Origin of the sequence: Flavobacterium sp. IB48, assembly GCF_016405855.1 — a bacterium.
Lineage (GTDB): Bacteria > Bacteroidota > Bacteroidia > Flavobacteriales > Flavobacteriaceae > Flavobacterium > Flavobacterium ginsengisoli.
On sequence record NZ_JAEFCA010000001.1, the window covers coordinates 240,794 to 257,077 of the forward strand.

The 16,284-nt window shown below is 35.2% G+C and carries 11 protein-coding genes; all 11 read right to left on the minus strand.

Going from position 1 to position 16,284, the window contains the following annotated elements; translation table 11 throughout:
* A partial coding sequence (locus JC605_RS23865) for a beta strand repeat-containing protein (protein ID WP_370569040.1) occupies positions 1 to 4,526 on the minus strand: 4,526 nt, incomplete at its 3' end.
* A gap of 526 nt (positions 4,527 to 5,052) precedes the next feature.
* On the minus strand, positions 5,053 to 5,979 hold the full coding sequence (gene queG / locus JC605_RS01135; RefSeq protein ID WP_198854492.1) for a tRNA epoxyqueuosine(34) reductase QueG: 927 nt from the start codon (positions 5,977 to 5,979) through the stop codon (positions 5,053 to 5,055).
* Entirely contained in the window at positions 5,976 to 7,322 is a 1,347-nt protein-coding gene (locus JC605_RS01140; RefSeq protein ID WP_198854493.1) for a cytochrome P450, read from the minus strand. The genes queG and JC605_RS01140 overlap by 4 nt, the downstream gene beginning before the upstream one ends.
* A gap of 61 nt (positions 7,323 to 7,383) precedes the next feature.
* Entirely contained in the window at positions 7,384 to 8,199 is an 816-nt protein-coding gene (locus JC605_RS01145; protein WP_198854494.1) for an alpha/beta hydrolase, read from the minus strand.
* Positions 8,200 to 8,205: 6 nt separating this feature from the next.
* Positions 8,206 to 9,228 (minus strand): Holliday junction branch migration DNA helicase RuvB, encoded by a 1,023-nt coding sequence (gene ruvB, locus JC605_RS01150; RefSeq protein WP_198854495.1) that lies wholly within the window; start codon positions 9,226 to 9,228, stop codon positions 8,206 to 8,208.
* A 107-nt stretch (positions 9,229 to 9,335) separates the two neighbouring features.
* Positions 9,336 to 11,138, minus strand: coding sequence for a cbb3-type cytochrome c oxidase subunit I (locus JC605_RS01155; protein ID WP_198854496.1), 1,803 nt, complete (start codon positions 11,136 to 11,138; stop codon positions 9,336 to 9,338).
* Positions 11,139 to 11,168: 30 nt separating this feature from the next.
* The gene (locus tag JC605_RS01160) at positions 11,169 to 12,359 is read right to left on the minus strand and encodes a cytochrome c oxidase subunit II (RefSeq protein WP_198854497.1); all 1,191 of its coding nucleotides are present in this window, start codon (positions 12,357 to 12,359) and stop codon (positions 11,169 to 11,171) included.
* A 19-nt stretch (positions 12,360 to 12,378) separates the two neighbouring features.
* On the minus strand, positions 12,379 to 13,773 hold the full coding sequence (locus JC605_RS01165) for a quinol:cytochrome C oxidoreductase (protein ID WP_198854498.1): 1,395 nt from the start codon (positions 13,771 to 13,773) through the stop codon (positions 12,379 to 12,381).
* A gap of 27 nt (positions 13,774 to 13,800) precedes the next feature.
* Positions 13,801 to 14,346: a cytochrome c gene (locus JC605_RS01170; RefSeq protein WP_198854499.1), complete on the minus strand. Its 546-nt coding sequence runs from the start codon at positions 14,344 to 14,346 to the stop codon at positions 13,801 to 13,803.
* An 8-nt stretch (positions 14,347 to 14,354) separates the two neighbouring features.
* Positions 14,355 to 14,879: a DUF3341 domain-containing protein gene (locus JC605_RS01175; RefSeq protein WP_198854500.1), complete on the minus strand. Its 525-nt coding sequence runs from the start codon at positions 14,877 to 14,879 to the stop codon at positions 14,355 to 14,357.
* Positions 14,872 to 16,275, minus strand: a complete 1,404-nt coding sequence (gene nrfD / locus JC605_RS01180; RefSeq protein WP_008466839.1) for an NrfD/PsrC family molybdoenzyme membrane anchor subunit — start codon at positions 16,273 to 16,275, stop codon at positions 14,872 to 14,874. Before nrfD ends, JC605_RS01175 begins: the two co-directional genes overlap by 8 nt.
* Positions 16,276 to 16,284: the final 9 nt, after the last annotated feature.

Sequence of the window (16,284 nt, forward strand, 5' to 3'; positions counted from 1 at the left end):
CCTGTAACTGTCCCTTTGCAATTATCAGTCGTTGTCGGAGCTGTTGCTGTTGCAGAACATTCTCCAGTAATATCTGCTAAAACAGGTTTTACAGGTTTTTCTGTATCACTAACTTTTACTGTAGAAGCAGCAGAAGTGGCCTCACATCCAGTTGAAGAATTTTTAACTTTTACTTTATAATCTCCATCAGAATTTACAACTAACGTAGAAGAAGTTTGACTAGGAATAACGGCATTATTTCTATACCAAACATAAGTTGGCGAACTTGCATTTGAATTGGCTGTCAAAGTCGTAGTTAAACATGCCGTTAAATTTCCAGATATAGTTGCTGTAGGCAAAGCATTTGTTGTTACTGTATGAGTAGTTGTTACTGGTCCGTTACATCCCACAGCACTTGCTGTGATTGTAGTTGTTCCCGACCATCCTGCAACATAAGTTACTGCTCCAGTAGCTGAATTTATAGTATTTCCGCCTGTGCTACTTGCAGAATCTAGGCTATATGTAATATTACCTGTTGAATTTGTTGTTGTTGTAGTTCTTGTTATTGTTTCAACTCCTTGGCAACGAGAAGACGTTGATGGTGAAAATGATGCAATTGTTACATTTGGTGATAAGGTAACTGTTCCTTGAATTGTTACTTCTACGCAAGGAGCAGTATGACCAACTGTAGTAATGGTATAAGTACCAGCTACTGTTGGATTTCCAGAAATTGTTACTGTTTTTGCATTAGTATCAACTGCAGCAGATAATCCTGCAGGCAAGTTAGATACTGTAGCATTTGTAGCACTTCCTCCAAAAGTATATACTGCATTTGGAACTGATGCTCCAGAACAAACTGTTGGATTTTGAGTACCACTTGTAAATACAATATTTGAAGCTGTATTTATAACTGCCGCGACAGCAATTCTAGACGTTGAAGTACAACCTGACGCTGTTACTGCTCCTACATAGTAAGTTGTAGTAGCTGTTAAAGTTGGAGTATTAAAAGTTGTTCCTGTTCCTAATACTGTTAAGCTTGTAGGATCAGCATACCAATTAATAGTCGCTCCAGTTGATGCAGTTGCAGTTAATTTCACTGATCCAGAACCGCATATTGAACCTTCTGTTGTCGAATTTATTGTTGGTATTGTGTTTATTGTTGCTTTAACTTCTGTTCTTGTTGGTGTAGTACAACCATTGTCTGTTGCTTCAACATAATAAGAAGTTGTTGTAGATAAACTTGGTGTCGTAAAACTTTCTCCTGTTCCTAACGACGTTCCTCCTGTTGATGCTGCATACCAATTAATAGTTCCTGCTGATGCTGTAGCTCCTAAAATTACTTCTCCTGCACCACAACGTGAGTTAGAAGTACTTGTTGTAATTGTTGGTTTTGCATTAATAACGAAATTAACCGCCGCTCTACAATTTGAATTACCTGAGCAAGCCGCATAATACGTTTTTGTTGTTGTTGTAGCGGTACTTGTCAATCCAGATCCTGTAACTCCCACTGGATTAAAAGAAGCACCTGTATAAATTGATGAACCTCCTGTAGATGTAGTATACCATTCAATTCCCCCTATAGTATAATTTACAGTAATCTGCATATAATCTACATAGGCAGTAATGTCATTATTTGATGTTCTAGTGATACTTGCAGATAAAGCAATTCCAAAATTTGCATTATTAATATCTGCGGGCGTCCAAGTGGTGTTCCATAAATCTGATGATCCACCATAATTTGCCACAGAAGTAGAACTTGTTGACCAATTAGATCCTGTGATGCTTTTATTTTCACCAATAACAGTTCCTGCTTTAATTAGACTAACAACATTATCTTTAACATTCACTGTAGAGCTGGCAGTACTACCATAACGACCAATTGTAACTTGAATTCCAGTAATTGAAGCATTAGTAGGAATATTAAAATCAAAATCTGTTCCTTGAAGAGACCTTGTAGCAACAGTAGTATTCCCTCCACTGCTAACAGTTGCAGATGCATAGCTTGAATCATTAGATGTCACTCTTGAAGGATTAGACCAAGAAAGTGATGTAGTACCTATACTATTACCTGCTCTTGCAATTTTTGCTCCTGTGCTATTAGATGTTCCACATGGAGAAGAAGCCGTCAGTGATCCAGTTCCATCTTGACAAATAGTTACACCTGTCGCCGTTGGCGCTCCAACAACTGCATTAATAACAATACCAGTGTTTGCAGCAGAAGTACATCCTTGTTCATTTGTTGTAGTTACAGAATAGGTACCTGGGACCAATCCAGAAAAAATACCTGTTGTACTATTTACTGAAGCAGAAACAGGATTTGTTCCCGTTAATGTATAACTTATTCCAGAACCGTTTGCAGGTGTATTAACAGTTATTGTACCTGTTGGAGCAGTACAAGTTGTTTGGCTTACACTAACTGTTGGAGCTGCAGGCAAAGCTAAAATTGAAATATCATCAACGGCAGTACCTGTTCCACTAAAATTTACACCTGGAACATTTGATTGGCCTGTACCTTCATACGTTTTATTTGCACTGCCATAAGCATTTGTAAATGCCGTTATTCTTCTAGTAGAATTGACTGTTGTACGTGTTGGATCAAGATATAAGGCTTGAGCATTTGCACTATAAGTTCCTGCCGCTATAGAAGCGGCTACTTTTCCAATTAAAGTAATGGTAACAACTGCATTTTGTGCAATGTTAAACCCTCCAAAAACAGGATTATTAGCCGTAGCTGTAGCCGAATTAGCTAGAGTTCCTGCTGGTCCAGAAGCTCCAGTAGAATAAACTGCTGTAGCTGAATCAAATTCGATACCTGTTGGAAAATTAAAATCCAACATCACACCTGCTGCGTTTCCAGCTCCCGTATTTTTTATTTCGATTTCATAAGAAACTTTTTCATCAATAGCATTACAAATTGCAGTTGCAGATAATGTTTTTACTTTCGTCTCAAGAACTGGAAAACAGTTAGCATTTACCTGTAAATTTGGCGGTACGTCTGCAACTGTAAAAGTTGAAACATAACCAACTGTTCCAGCTACAGCACCATGATTGATTCCTTTTCCTGCATTAGATTTACCTGCAGCCCCACCAAGCACACTAGTTGTAATGGTTACTGTGCTTGAAACATTATGGCAGATAATTCCTCCACCTCCACCTCCACCTGGTCCGTGTTCATTGTTATCGTCATTTTCAGTATTTCCTCCGTCACCACCGTTCGCTTCTATTTTTATACTTGCTGTACTATTATTAGATACATTCAATAAAACTGTTCCGCCAGCTCCTCCTCCTCCTGCACCATCTGGTGAATTAGCATAAGTTCCTGGTGCTCCTTTTCCACCATTGGCATAAATGGTACCATTTCCTAAAACATTTCCAGCATTAATAAGAATAATTGCTCCTCCAACACCACCTTTTACACCAGTAGAGGCATCATTAGCATCTCCTGCACCTCCACCTCCGCCCATAATAAGCCTAGGAAATTTTTCAATTGTGGAATACGATTTTGATCCTGGTCTTCCTGCACCTGTAAGATTATTAGAAAGGAGATCTCCTCCTCCTCCTTGCCAGCCAGCTCCTCCAAGACCACCAAATCCACCATTACCGCCGCCGCCGCCGCCAGTGTTATGGTCGTTACCGCCACCTCCAGCATTAGCAGGAGCTCCTCTTCCAGAAGAACCGCCTGGCATTCCTTCAACTGTATTTGCTACCTGATTAAAACCATCCCACATATATTTAGGTGTACCAGCTATTCCTTCTCCCTTTCCAGAAATTTTACTATTTCCTGAATCACCAACATAAGTTGTAGAATTATTAAGATCCGAACCTGCTTTTGGACTATATCCTCCTCTAAATCCTCTTGAACTACCATCAATACTAAAGCCATTAAAATTGAAAGTTCCAGAAACATTAAAAGCAATAATACCACCAGCAACTCCATTAAAAGGAGGTGTTGTGATATTAGCCGTCAGAGTTAAATTAGAGTATTGAGGCACTCTAACTACTTGAAATGTTCTTTTCCCTCTTGTTGTTGTAGCATCTGCATTATAAAAACTATTTAAGACACCACTATTATTACCAGTCCCTTTAAACGTTAAATTTCCTCCAGTCAAGGGCACATTATTTGTTGCGATTACATACTCAAAAACCCCAGTATTACCAAGAGATGTTAATCCAGTTCCTCCAAGATAATCTGGACCACTGTTCGTTGTACCAGAACCGTAACTAGTTGTATTGGTATAATTTATCGTAGCATCTTGCATTTGAATAATTAAAATCAAATCTCCTGCAGAGATTGGAGTTGCTCCAAAATTATTCGAGTATTGATCTGTTGCTGGTACACCTGCTAGATATACAGATTGCGCCCCTGCACTTAATGTAACATTTCCAGTAATTGGATAATATGTATTGACAGAACTTGACACAGCAACAGGTCCGTCAACTCCAGGAGTTCCACATACTTGTGCGAATGAAAATATTGGTAATGTGACAAATGAAATAAAGAAAATTAGCCTAGAAAATCCAGACTTACAAAAAGTAGAGTTACGCATAGACAACTTGGGTTTGTGGAACAGAAATTTCGGATGCCAAAAAATGGATGAACATTTTTAGCATATTGATGAGATACGTGAAAAAACAGAAAATGGATTTAAAAAAGCTTAGAACAGCTTTTTTAAGACATACATATAAAAAAGACATCATGTAGACCATTGTCATATAGTAAATTAAAGACTATAAAAGTCTTAACAGTTTTAAATTAAGTAGATTTGGAAAGCGCGAAAGTATATCGAGGAATGAAATCAATCCTCATTATTCCGACAAAATGCAGATAAAATCGTCAAACAACAGTTTTTAACAACTGTTCATAGCTTGAAAATCAAAAAAATATAAAAATACGACAATGAAATAGCAGAATTTTCTTAAAAATTTAGAATATTTTCAAATTCCTACAGAATTTATTGACAAATAAGTAATTTAACGTAAGAAATAAAAAACAGCAAAAAGGGAATCTTAAAATAATAAAACACTCATTATCAAGACTATAAATAACAAACATTAAACATTAAACAAAAATCCCTATTGTAAAAACTTGATATTTCGTTTTAGTCCATCAAATTTGGTTCTTTTGATAGGTGAGTTTTTAAAAACCTGTTTAAAAGTTTCTTCAGTAATTTCCATCCAGTCTTTTTTGGTAAAAGAAAGTAAATCTGGATTAGGGTTAAATAGCGGTTCTGAATGAGGTTTAGAAAATCGATTCCATGGGCAAACGTCTTGGCAGGTATCACAACCAAACATCCATTCATCGAATTTCCCTTTCATTTCTGCAGGAAGATTTTCTTTTAATTCTATAGTATAATACGATATGCATTTACTTCCGTCAACAATATACGGAGCAACAATTGCTTGAGTAGGACAAGCGTCGATACAAGCTGTGCAAGATCCACAATGATCTGTAACTGCATGATCGTATTCTAAGTCTAAATCAATAATTAGTTCGGCAATAAAGTAAAAAGAGCCGACCCTTTGGGTAATAAGATTACTATTTTTTCCAATCCAACCCAAGCCGCTTTTAGCAGCCCAAGCCTTATCTAAAACAGGTGCAGAATCAACAAAAGCACGTCCTGAAACTTCTCCAATATTTTCCTGAATCGAATGGAGAAATTCTTTTAATTTGTCTTTAATTACAAAATGATAATCTTGTCCATAAGCATATTTAGAAATCTTAAAACTTTCTTCATTTTGTGTAGAATCTGGATAATAATTCAGTAAAAGTGAAACAACGCTCTTACCATCATCAACCAATAAAGTGGGGTCTAGACGTTTATCAAAATGGTTTTCCATATAAGCCATCTGACCATTACGATTGTTCTTCAGCCAATTTTCAAGCCGAGGGGCTTCTTTTTCCAAAAACCCCGCTTTAGATATGCCACAAGAAAGAAATCCAAGCCTTTTGGCTTCTTCTTTTATAAACTTTGAATATGTTTCTTTCGAATTAATACTCATCTTTTTGAAAATGAAACTTCAATATTAACAGGCTTTAAAGTCACTAAAGGATTAAAATTAACTGTTTCGTTTTTAGATTTAATCTCGTACTTTTTTACAATTTGAGAAATTGCTAAACACATTTCATAAATAGCAAAACCAGTTCCTATGCACATTCTTGGACCAGCGCCAAAAGGATAAAAGTACTGCATTGACTTTTTCTTTTGTTCGCCTAAAAATCGTTCTGGAATAAATTGATCAGGATTATCCCAATACTTTGGATTGCGATGCAATTCATAAAATGATATTCCAATTAATGTACTTTTTTTGATTTTAAATTCAGTCAAAGAATCGTCTTCAACATTTTCTCTATCTGTAATCCAAGCAGGAGGATACAAACGCATTGATTCATTTAAAACCGCATTGGTATAAGTCATTTTCTGAAGCTGTTCAATAACATTATCAGTATGAGATTCTATCTCCGTGATTTCATCAAAAATCTTTTGTTGGATTTCAGGGTATCTTCCCAAAAAATGAAGTGTAAAAGTTAAAGCATTCGCTGTTGTTTCATGACCAGCAATGAATAAAACCTTAATTTCGTCAATCAACTGCTGCATAGACATGCTCTCTCCCGTATCTTCATATCGGGTTTCCATAAGCATATTAAGAAGGTCGTTGTATTCTTCATTCGAAGCATTTCTTCCTTCAATAATTTCTTGAATAATATTATTATTTTCTTCTGCTAAATTTAAATGCTTTCTGACTTGTCCGCTTAATGAAAACCACAATGCCTTATGAGGAAGTCTGATTTCTTTAACTAAAAACTTCTGAACTTCTTCTATAATGAATTTTATTCTATGAAGCTTTTCTTCCGAAATTGAAAATTCAAATAATGACTTTGCAACAACATTAAAAGCAAGCTGACTCATTGCTGGAAAGACATCAAAAAATTTATTTTCATCTAAATTATCAACTTCAGCAGTAATTGTTTTGTTCATATTGTCAACCAGCTGATTCATCTTTTGTTTATGAAAAGCAGGCTGAATAAGACGTCTTTGCTTTAACCAAAAATCACCATCGCTAGTTAAAAGTCCTTTTCCCAAATATTTTGAAAGATATACAGACTGAAATTTGGACTTGTTATAATTTCTTTGATTTTTGACTAAAATATATTGCGCAATTTCATTGTCTCTGGATAAAATTATATACCTCGATAAGCCAATTCTAATAGAAAAAGAATCACCAAATTTCTCAAAATATCTTTTATGAAAAGGAATTGGATTTCTTCGAACACCTTCAGCATCTTTAAAAAATCTCAATATTGAAAGTCTGGTCGGGTAACTATAATTTATATGTTCAGACATCTTGAATAGAATTAAAGCAGTACTGTAAACAGTAATGATTATTTTATCTTTTTAATCAAATTTACTTATTATGCTGTGAAATCCACTCTGTAATATTCTTTATGTTCTGTATTTCAGTTTCAGGTGTATTCATTCCAACATCATGTGCTTTACCTTCTCTAATGATTAATTTTGTTTCTACTCCCTTTCTTTTTAATTCATTATAAAGATTTTGAGACTGACTAACGTTAACAACATTATCCGCGTCACCATGAATTAACAATGTCGGTACGTTTGAAATATTACTAAACGGACTTATCTTAATTATTGCACTATTGTCTCCGCTAGAATCTATTTTAGTTCCAGCTAATTTTTCAATAATATCAAAACGACCGTTCTTTTTTCTAAATTCTAATACTTCAGGAGAATCTAATCTTGAAGGTGCGCAAAGCGCCGTTATAGATTTCATATTCTTTTTAGTGTACCCGTATAATAATGCCAAATGTGCACCAGCACTAATTCCAACAATATGATAACCATTTTTAGTGTAACCATACTTACCAGATTTTTTTGAAACATAACTAACAGCAGCATCAATATCTGCTAATAAATCTTTAGCTGAAACACTATCATTTGCATAACGATAATCAACATTAGCAACAACAAATCCTTTATTAGCAATATCCTCTGCATGCTTTTTAGTATACTCAAGTCCACCCATTGACCAAGATCCTCCATGAATAAGAATAACTACTGGTAAATTTTTTAAATTTTCATTAGGAGCATACAAATCTAAAATCTGCTGAGATGATTTACCATAAGAAAGGTGGGGAAAATAATGAGTCTGACTAAAAGAGTTTAAACAAACAAATAGTACAAATAAAAAATAATGTTTCATATGCTTTTAAAATAAACCTCCTTGAATGTTAGTATTAACTTTTCCTAAATGTTTATAGGCTTTCTCCGTAACTTCACGACCACGAGGCGTACGCATAATGAATCCCTCCTGAATAAGGAAAGGTTCGTAAACTTCCTCAATAGTTTCGCTACTTTCAGAAACAGCAGTTGCCAAAGTCGAAAGACCAACAGGACCACCTTTAAATTTATTAATAATCGTCAACAATATCTTATTATCCATTTCATCCAAACCATGTGCATCAACATTTAATGCTTTTAAAGCATATTTAGAAATTTCCAAATCGATTCTACCATTACCCTTAATCTGAGCAAAATCGCGAACGCGTCTCAACAATGCATTTGCGATACGAGGAGTTCCACGGCTTCTGCCTGCAATTTCAATGGCAGCTTCCAGATCAATAGGTGTTTTTAATATAGAAGCACTTCTCTCAACAATCGTAGTTAAGAGTTCAGTTGTATAGTATTGTAAACGCGAAGATATTCCGAAACGAGCACGCATAGGTGCTGTTAATAATCCCGATCTTGTAGTAGCTCCAATCAAAGTAAAAGGGTTCAGATTGATCTGGACAGTTCTAGCATTTGGACCCGATTCAATCATGATATCAATCTTGAAATCTTCCATTGCCGAATACAAATACTCTTCAACAACTGGACTTAACCGATGAATTTCGTCAATAAATAAAACATCTCGTTCATCTAAGTTTGTCAACAAACCTGCTAAATCACCAGGTTTATCCAACACAGGCCCAGAAGTGATCTTAATACCTACTTGTAATTCATTAGCTAAAATATTTGCCAAAGTCGTTTTACCAAGACCTGGAGGCCCGTGAAAAAGTGCATGATCAAGTGCTTCTCCACGTTGGTTTGCTGCAGCAACAAAGACTTTTAAATTTTCCAAAACTTGATCTTGTCCAGCGAAATCATCAAAGGACAGCGGACGTAATCTTTTCTCAAGATCTAACTCTTCTGAGTTATATCCTTTAGTAGTAGGATCTAGATTTTCATTCATCCTACAAAGATATATAAACTAATCAGTTTGTAAAACAGTTCAACTCAACGTTTAGAACTTTAACTAAACAAAAAAGGCTGTCATTTCTGACAGCCTTTGATTATTTTTTAGTGGTGTAAAACTTCTTCACCTTCTTTCATTGGTACATTTTGAGGAACAAAATCTACATCGTGATTAGGGTTACTGTAGTCATACGGCCAACGATATACGTGAGGAATTTCTCCTGGCCAGTTACCGTGAATATGCTCAACTGGTGTTGTCCACTCTAAAGTTGTAGATTTCCAAGGATTTTGAACTGCTTTCTTACCGTAGAAAATACTGCTAAAAAAGTTGTATAAGAATACTAATTGGAATGCACCTCCTACAAGAGCAAATGTTGTGATTAAAACATTCACATTTTGTAAATCATCAAATAATGGGAAGTTAGTATTTGTATAGTAACGTCTTGGCAAACCAGCTAACCCGATAAAGTGCATTGGGAAGAAAACTCCATAAGCGCAAACCGCAGTTACCCAGAAGTGAATATAACCTAAGTTTTTATTTAACATTCTTCCGTACATTTTAGGGAACCAGTGGTAAATACCAGCAAACATTCCATAAAGTGCAGAGATACCCATTACTAAGTGAAAGTGAGCAATTACGAAGTATGTATCGTGAACGTTAATATCTAGTGTACTATCTCCTAAAATGATTCCCGTTAGACCTCCAGTGATGAAAGTAGAAACCATTCCGATAGAGAATAACATTGCAGGATTAAATTGTAAGTTACCTTTCCATAAAGTTGTAATCCAGTTGAATGCTTTTACAGCAGATGGAATTGCAATCAATAAAGTTGTAAAAGTAAATACAGATCCTAAGAAAGGATTCATACCCGAAATAAACATGTGGTGACCCCAAACGATAGTAGATAAGAATGCAATTGCAAGAACTGACATAATCATCGCTCTGTAACCGAAAATTGGTTTACGAGCATTTGTAGCCATAATTTCTGAAACAAGACCCATCGCTGGTAAGATTACGATATAAACCTCAGGGTGACCTAAGAACCAGAATAAGTGCTCGAATAATACAGGAGAACCTCCTTGGTAGTGTAAAACTTCACCAGCAATATAGATGTCAGATAAGAAGAATGAAGTACCGAAACTTCTATCGAAAATCAATAATAATGCTGCAGATAATAAAACCGGGAACGAAATAACACCAATAATAGCTGTTACGAAAAATGTCCAGATTGTAAGAGGAAGTCTAGTCATAGACATTCCTTTAGTTCTTAAGTTAAGTACAGTAACAATGTAATTTAAAGATCCCATCAAAGAAGATGCGATAAAAATAGCCATAGATACTAACCATAATGTCATACCTGTTCCTGATCCAGGTATTGCCTGTGGCAATGCACTCAAAGGAGGATAAATTGTCCATCCTGCAGATGCTGGTCCAGCCTCAACAAATAAAGAAGATAACATTACAACTGCAGATAAGAAAAACAACCAGTATGAAATCATATTCATAAATCCAGATGCCATATCTCTTGCTCCAATTTGAAGCGGAATCAATAAGTTACTAAATGTTCCACTCAAACCAGCAGTCAGTACAAAGAATACCATGATGGTACCGTGAATTGTAACTAATGCTAGATAAATATCATTTGCCATTACACCATCAGGTGCAAATTTATCTCCTAATAAAACATTAAATATTTTGAAAGACTCCTCTGGCCACGCTAATTGCATTCTGAAAAGCAAGGACATTGCAATCCCAATTACTCCCATAACAATACCAGTAATCAAGTATTGTTTAGCAATCATTTTGTGATCAATACTAAAAATATATTTAGTAATGAACGTGTCTTTATGATGATGTTCGTGCTCGTGATCGTGTCCGTGATCGTGACCGTGCGCTTCTGCTGACATATATTTGTACTTTAAATTTTCTTAATAATATTATTTTATCGCAACTTTAGCTACAGCTGCTTTTACAGTATCAACAACTGTTTTAACAGTGTCAATAATTTTTGCAGTAGTATCTGTAGTTGGTGCAGCTCCTTCAGCTGGTTTCTCAGCAGCAGCGGCCGCTTTAATATCTTGAGCTAAAGTAGTTTTCTCGCTTAACCATTTTTTGTAATCTTCTGGAGTATCAACTACAACTTTCATTTGCATATTATAGTGAGAAGCTCCACAGATTTTATTACACAATAATAAGTAATCAAATGTGTAAGGATCTAAAGCTGTACCACCTTTTGCAACTAACTCAACGCTTTTTTCAGCTCTAAGTTTGTTAATGTTAGCAACTTTTTCAACCATAAATGGCAATTCTCTATATTCTGCAGTAGTATAAGTAGGAATGAATGCAAATTCAGTAACCATCCCTGGAACACAGTTCATTTGTGCTCTAAAGTGAGGAAAGTAAGCCGAGTGCAAAACATCCTGAGAACGCATTTTGAAGTGAACTTTTTTACCTTTAGGGATATGTAATTCTGAAACTACAATATCATCTTGAGCATTTGGATCTGACATGTCAACACCTAATGTATTTACACCTTGGATTAAACGAACGTTAGCTTTACCTAAAACGTTATCTTGTCCAGCATATCTTGCAGTCCATTTAAACTGTTGAGCATATAATTCGATTTCGATTACATCTTCATCTTTATCAACGAACATAATGTTATTCCAAGCATACAATCCATAAAGAATTAAACAAGCCAAAACAACAGAAGGAATAATACTCCAAATTGCCTCTAACTTATTACTATCAGCAAAGAATAATGCTTTTTTATCTTTATTACCTCTATTCTTAAAAGAAAACCAGTATAATAAACCTTGTGTAATAAATTGAACTAAGAAAATTAAAACCCAAGTGATATTCATTAAATTATCTACTAAAAGCCCATGTTGTGATGCAGGAGTATGCAACGCTAAACCTCCCCATTTTAATAGACCGTAAATAGTAAATATATAAATGAAAGCTAAAAAGCCAAACATAATATATCCTTGAATGTTATTATCATTATCTGATGCAACCTGAGAATCGCTCGAAGAAGCTCCAACCTGAGTAAGATCAAATATCTTCGTCAATTGCCATAATGCAACTGCTAATAAAACTACAACTATAATTACCAACAAACTTGTCATCTGTTTACTTCTTTAAATATTAATAATGAAAATGTTTACTTTCTTCGATGAAAGGATTTCTTTTTGCAAGCAGAGGAGATTTAGTTAATGCAGTAAATACAACAAATATAAATAAACCTAAGAAGAAAAGAATCGATGCAATTTCAGGAACTCCAATAAACCATTTGTCTCCTACAGTTCCAGGCATAATCATATTAAAGAAATCAACATAATGACCTAATAATATTACAACACCAGCCATAACGATAACCCAGTTAAGTCGTTTGAAGTCAGTATTGATTAATATTAATAACGGGAAAACAAAGTTCATAACAACCGCTCCAAAGAAAGGAAGGTTATATAATTGAATTCTTGTTACAAAATAAGTTACCTCTTCTGGAATGTTAGCATACCAAATCAACATGAATTGAGAAAACCATAAATAAGTCCAGAAAATACTAATACCAAACATGAACTTAGCTAAATCGTGGATATGGCTATTATTTACAAACTCTAAATATCCTTTTGATTTTAAATAAACTGTTACTAATGCAATAGCGGTAATACCACTTACAAAGAAAGAAGCAAATACATACCATCCAAATAATGTACTGAACCAGTGCGGATCGAAAGACATAATCCAATCCCATGACATGATAGATTCAGAAACGATGAAGAATACTAAGAATCCAGCAGACGCTTTGAAGTTCTTCTTGTAATAAAGATCATCATTTGCCTCATCTTGCTCTAAACAATTTTTTCTTGAATAGTAACGATATAAGTTCCATCCTAATAAAAAGATTGCCGCTCTAGCAATCCAGAAAGGAAAGTTTAAATAACCAGATTTACCAGCAATAATAGCATCATAATTAGCATGTTTAGGATCTGTTACACCCTCACCCAACCAAACAAAAATATGGTTAAAGTGTAATCCACATAAAACTAAAATTATGAAGAAGATAATAGAACCAGCTGGTAAGTAAGCTGTTATACCTTGCATAACTCTAAACAAAACTGGAGACCAACCTGCTTGAGCAACTTGTTGAATAGCATAGAAAGCTAAAACCCCCATTGAAAGAAGTAAAAAGAAAATACAAGCTACATATAAAGCAGACCAAGGCTTATTTTGCAATTGGTGTAATACGTGCTCTAAGTGTTTTTCGTGCTCATTTGCACCAGAAACTTCTGCGTGCTCAGCTCCTTTATGAGAGTCATGTGCAACTTCAGCAGCCTCATGATGACCTGCTTCTTTGTGAGATGCCTCCGCTTTTTCTTCATGCGCCGCACCATGAGAACCATGTTCATCTGCAGCTAGTATTTTTTCAACTTCTTGAATATCTTTTGGTGCACTTAAAAAACCATACCCAATTCCTAATAACCCAACGGCCATTAAGATGATAGAAAAAGTTTTTAATTTACTTGAAAATGTATACATATCTATTACGATCAGTTTGTTCAACAATTATAATTGGCTTCTTAGTTTCAGAACATAGTCAGCAACTAACCAACGTTCGTGAGAACTTAATTGATTTGCATGTGAACCCATTGCATTTAAACCATAAGTCTCAACATGAAAGATACTTCCCTCAGTGATTTCTCTGTCTTTATAGCTAGGTACTCCAAGAAATTTTTCTCTTTCAACCAATTTACCTTTACCGTTACCAGCAGCACCATGGCAGCTAATACAATAAATTTCGAAAAGCTCTTTACCTTTTCCTGAGTTTCTTTCCTCTTCTGTCAAAGGTGATTTTAAATTAGCTTTTGCTAATTCATAACCAGCAGTTGAATTTTCATATTCATAAGGTTCAAAACCTCTATTGATAGTTCCTTCAACAGGAAGCTGTCCTTCTTTTCCTCCCTTAAATATTTTTGCTTCTGAATATGGCTCATAAGCAACAGACTCATACATATTTGGGAAATACTGATAGTTCGGTGCCGAATTATTGTGGCAAGATGAAACTAAAATAGTTATACCAACTAAAAGTGTTATTTTATATATCCTTTTCATAGCTACAATTAATTCTTTTCTATTACTTTAACTTCAACGGCTCCAGTTCCTTCAAAGAAAGAAACTAACTCTGTTTCGTTATCATTTACAGCAACCTCCATTAAAAAGTGGTCATCAGTTGTTCTTACGTCTGGGTTTTCAGCTTCTTTAAATGGCCATAATCTACTTCTCATGTAAAAAGTAATTACCATTAAGTGAGCTGCAAAAAACACAGTCATTTCAAACATAATTGGCACAAAAGAAGGCATGTTTTGGATGAAACTAAAACTTGGTTTACCTCCAATATCCTGCGGCCAGTCATGAATCATGATGTAACCCATCATTGTTGTTGCAACAGAAATACCAACACAACCATATAAAAAAGCACATATTGCTAATCTTGTTGGTGCTAATCCCATGGCTTTATCCAATCCGTGAACTGGGAATGGAGTAAAAACCTCTTCAATATGATGATGAGCAGCTCTAGTTTTCTTTACTGCATTCATCAAAACGTCATCGTCATTATAAATGGCGTATATAACTTTATTACTCATGATGTGAATCTTTACTGTTTGCTCTTTCTCTAATATAATTATCTCCTGTTCCTTTCAAAATTGTTTTAACCTCTGCCTGAGCAATTACAGGGAATGTTCTAGAGTATAATAAAAACAATACAAAGAAGAAACCAATTGTTCCAATGAAAATTCCAATATCAACAAATGTTGGTGAGAACATTGTCCAAGAAGATGGAAGGTAATCTCTATGTAAAGAAGTAACAATAATTACAAATCTTTCAAACCACATACCGATGTTTACAACAATCGAGATGATGAATGAGAACATGATACTTGTTCTTAATTTTTTAAACCACATGAATTGAGGAGAGAACACGTTACATGTCATCATTGACCAATATGCCCACCAGTAAGGTCCAGTAGCTCTGTTTAAGAATGCATATTGCTCATACTCTACACCTGAATACCAAGCTACAAATAACTCAGTGATATAAGCCACACCTACAATAGATCCCGTAATCATGATAATGATGTTCATTAACTCGATATGCTGTAATGTGATGTATGCTTCAAGGTTAGATACTTTTCTCATAACAATCAACAATGTATTTACCATCGCGAATCCAGAGAAAACTGCTCCAGCAACGAAGTATGGAGGGAAAATTGTTGTATGCCATCCTGGAATTACAGAAGTAGCAAAGTCCATAGATACGATCGTGTGTACAGAAAGTACAAGAGGAGTAGCTAAACCAGCTAATACCAAAGATACTTCTTCGAAACGTTGCCAATCTTTTGCTCTACCGCTCCATCCAAAACTTAAAATAGAATAAACTCTTTTGTTAAATGGAGTAATAGCTCTATCACGTAGCATTGCAAAGTCAGGCAATAAACCAGTCCACCAGAAAACTAATGATACTGAAAGATACGTTGAAATTGCGAATACGTCCCAAAGTAATGGCGAGTTAAAGTTTACCCATAAAGATCCAAATTGGTTTGGAATAGGTAATACCCAGTATGCTAACCATGGACGTCCCATGTGAATAATTGGAAATAGACCTGCTTGAACTACCGAGAAGATAGTCATTGCTTCCGCAGAACGGTTAATAGCCATTCTCCAACGTTGACGGAAAAGTAATAATACCGCAGAAATTAATGTTCCAGCGTGACCAATACCAACCCACCAAACGAAGTTAGTAATATCCCAAGCCCAGCCAACTGTTTTATTTAATCCCCATGTTCCGATACCGGTAGATACGGTGTAAATTATACAACCTAACCCCCAAAGGAAGGCTATTAATGCGATTGAAAATACAATCCACCATTGCTTGTTTGCAGGTCCCTCAACAGGTGCTGCTACATCTACAGTTACATCGTGATAAGATTTATCACCAATAACTAAAGGTTTTCTAATGGGTGCTTCGTAGTGAGACGACATAATCCTTTA

Coding starts and splice junctions, on each gene's coding strand:
- JC605_RS01160 (WP_198854497.1), bottom strand. CDS start 12,359: ATGACAAGTTTGTTGGTAATTATAGTTGTAGTTTTATTAGCAGTTGCA.
- JC605_RS01140 (WP_198854493.1), bottom strand. CDS start 7,322: ATGTCTGAACATATAAATTATAGTTACCCGACCAGACTTTCAATATTG.
- ruvB (WP_198854495.1), bottom strand. CDS start 9,228: ATGAATGAAAATCTAGATCCTACTACTAAAGGATATAACTCAGAAGAG.
- JC605_RS01170 (WP_198854499.1), bottom strand. CDS start 14,346: ATGAAAAGGATATATAAAATAACACTTTTAGTTGGTATAACTATTTTA.
- JC605_RS01165 (WP_198854498.1), bottom strand. CDS start 13,773: ATGTATACATTTTCAAGTAAATTAAAAACTTTTTCTATCATCTTAATG.
- nrfD (WP_008466839.1), bottom strand. CDS start 16,275: ATGTCGTCTCACTACGAAGCACCCATTAGAAAACCTTTAGTTATTGGT.
- queG (WP_198854492.1), bottom strand. CDS start 5,979: ATGAGTATTAATTCGAAAGAAACATATTCAAAGTTTATAAAAGAAGAA.
- JC605_RS01145 (WP_198854494.1), bottom strand. CDS start 8,199: ATGAAACATTATTTTTTATTTGTACTATTTGTTTGTTTAAACTCTTTT.
- JC605_RS01155 (WP_198854496.1), bottom strand. CDS start 11,138: ATGTCAGCAGAAGCGCACGGTCACGATCACGGACACGATCACGAGCAC.
- JC605_RS01175 (WP_198854500.1), bottom strand. CDS start 14,879: ATGAGTAATAAAGTTATATACGCCATTTATAATGACGATGACGTTTTG.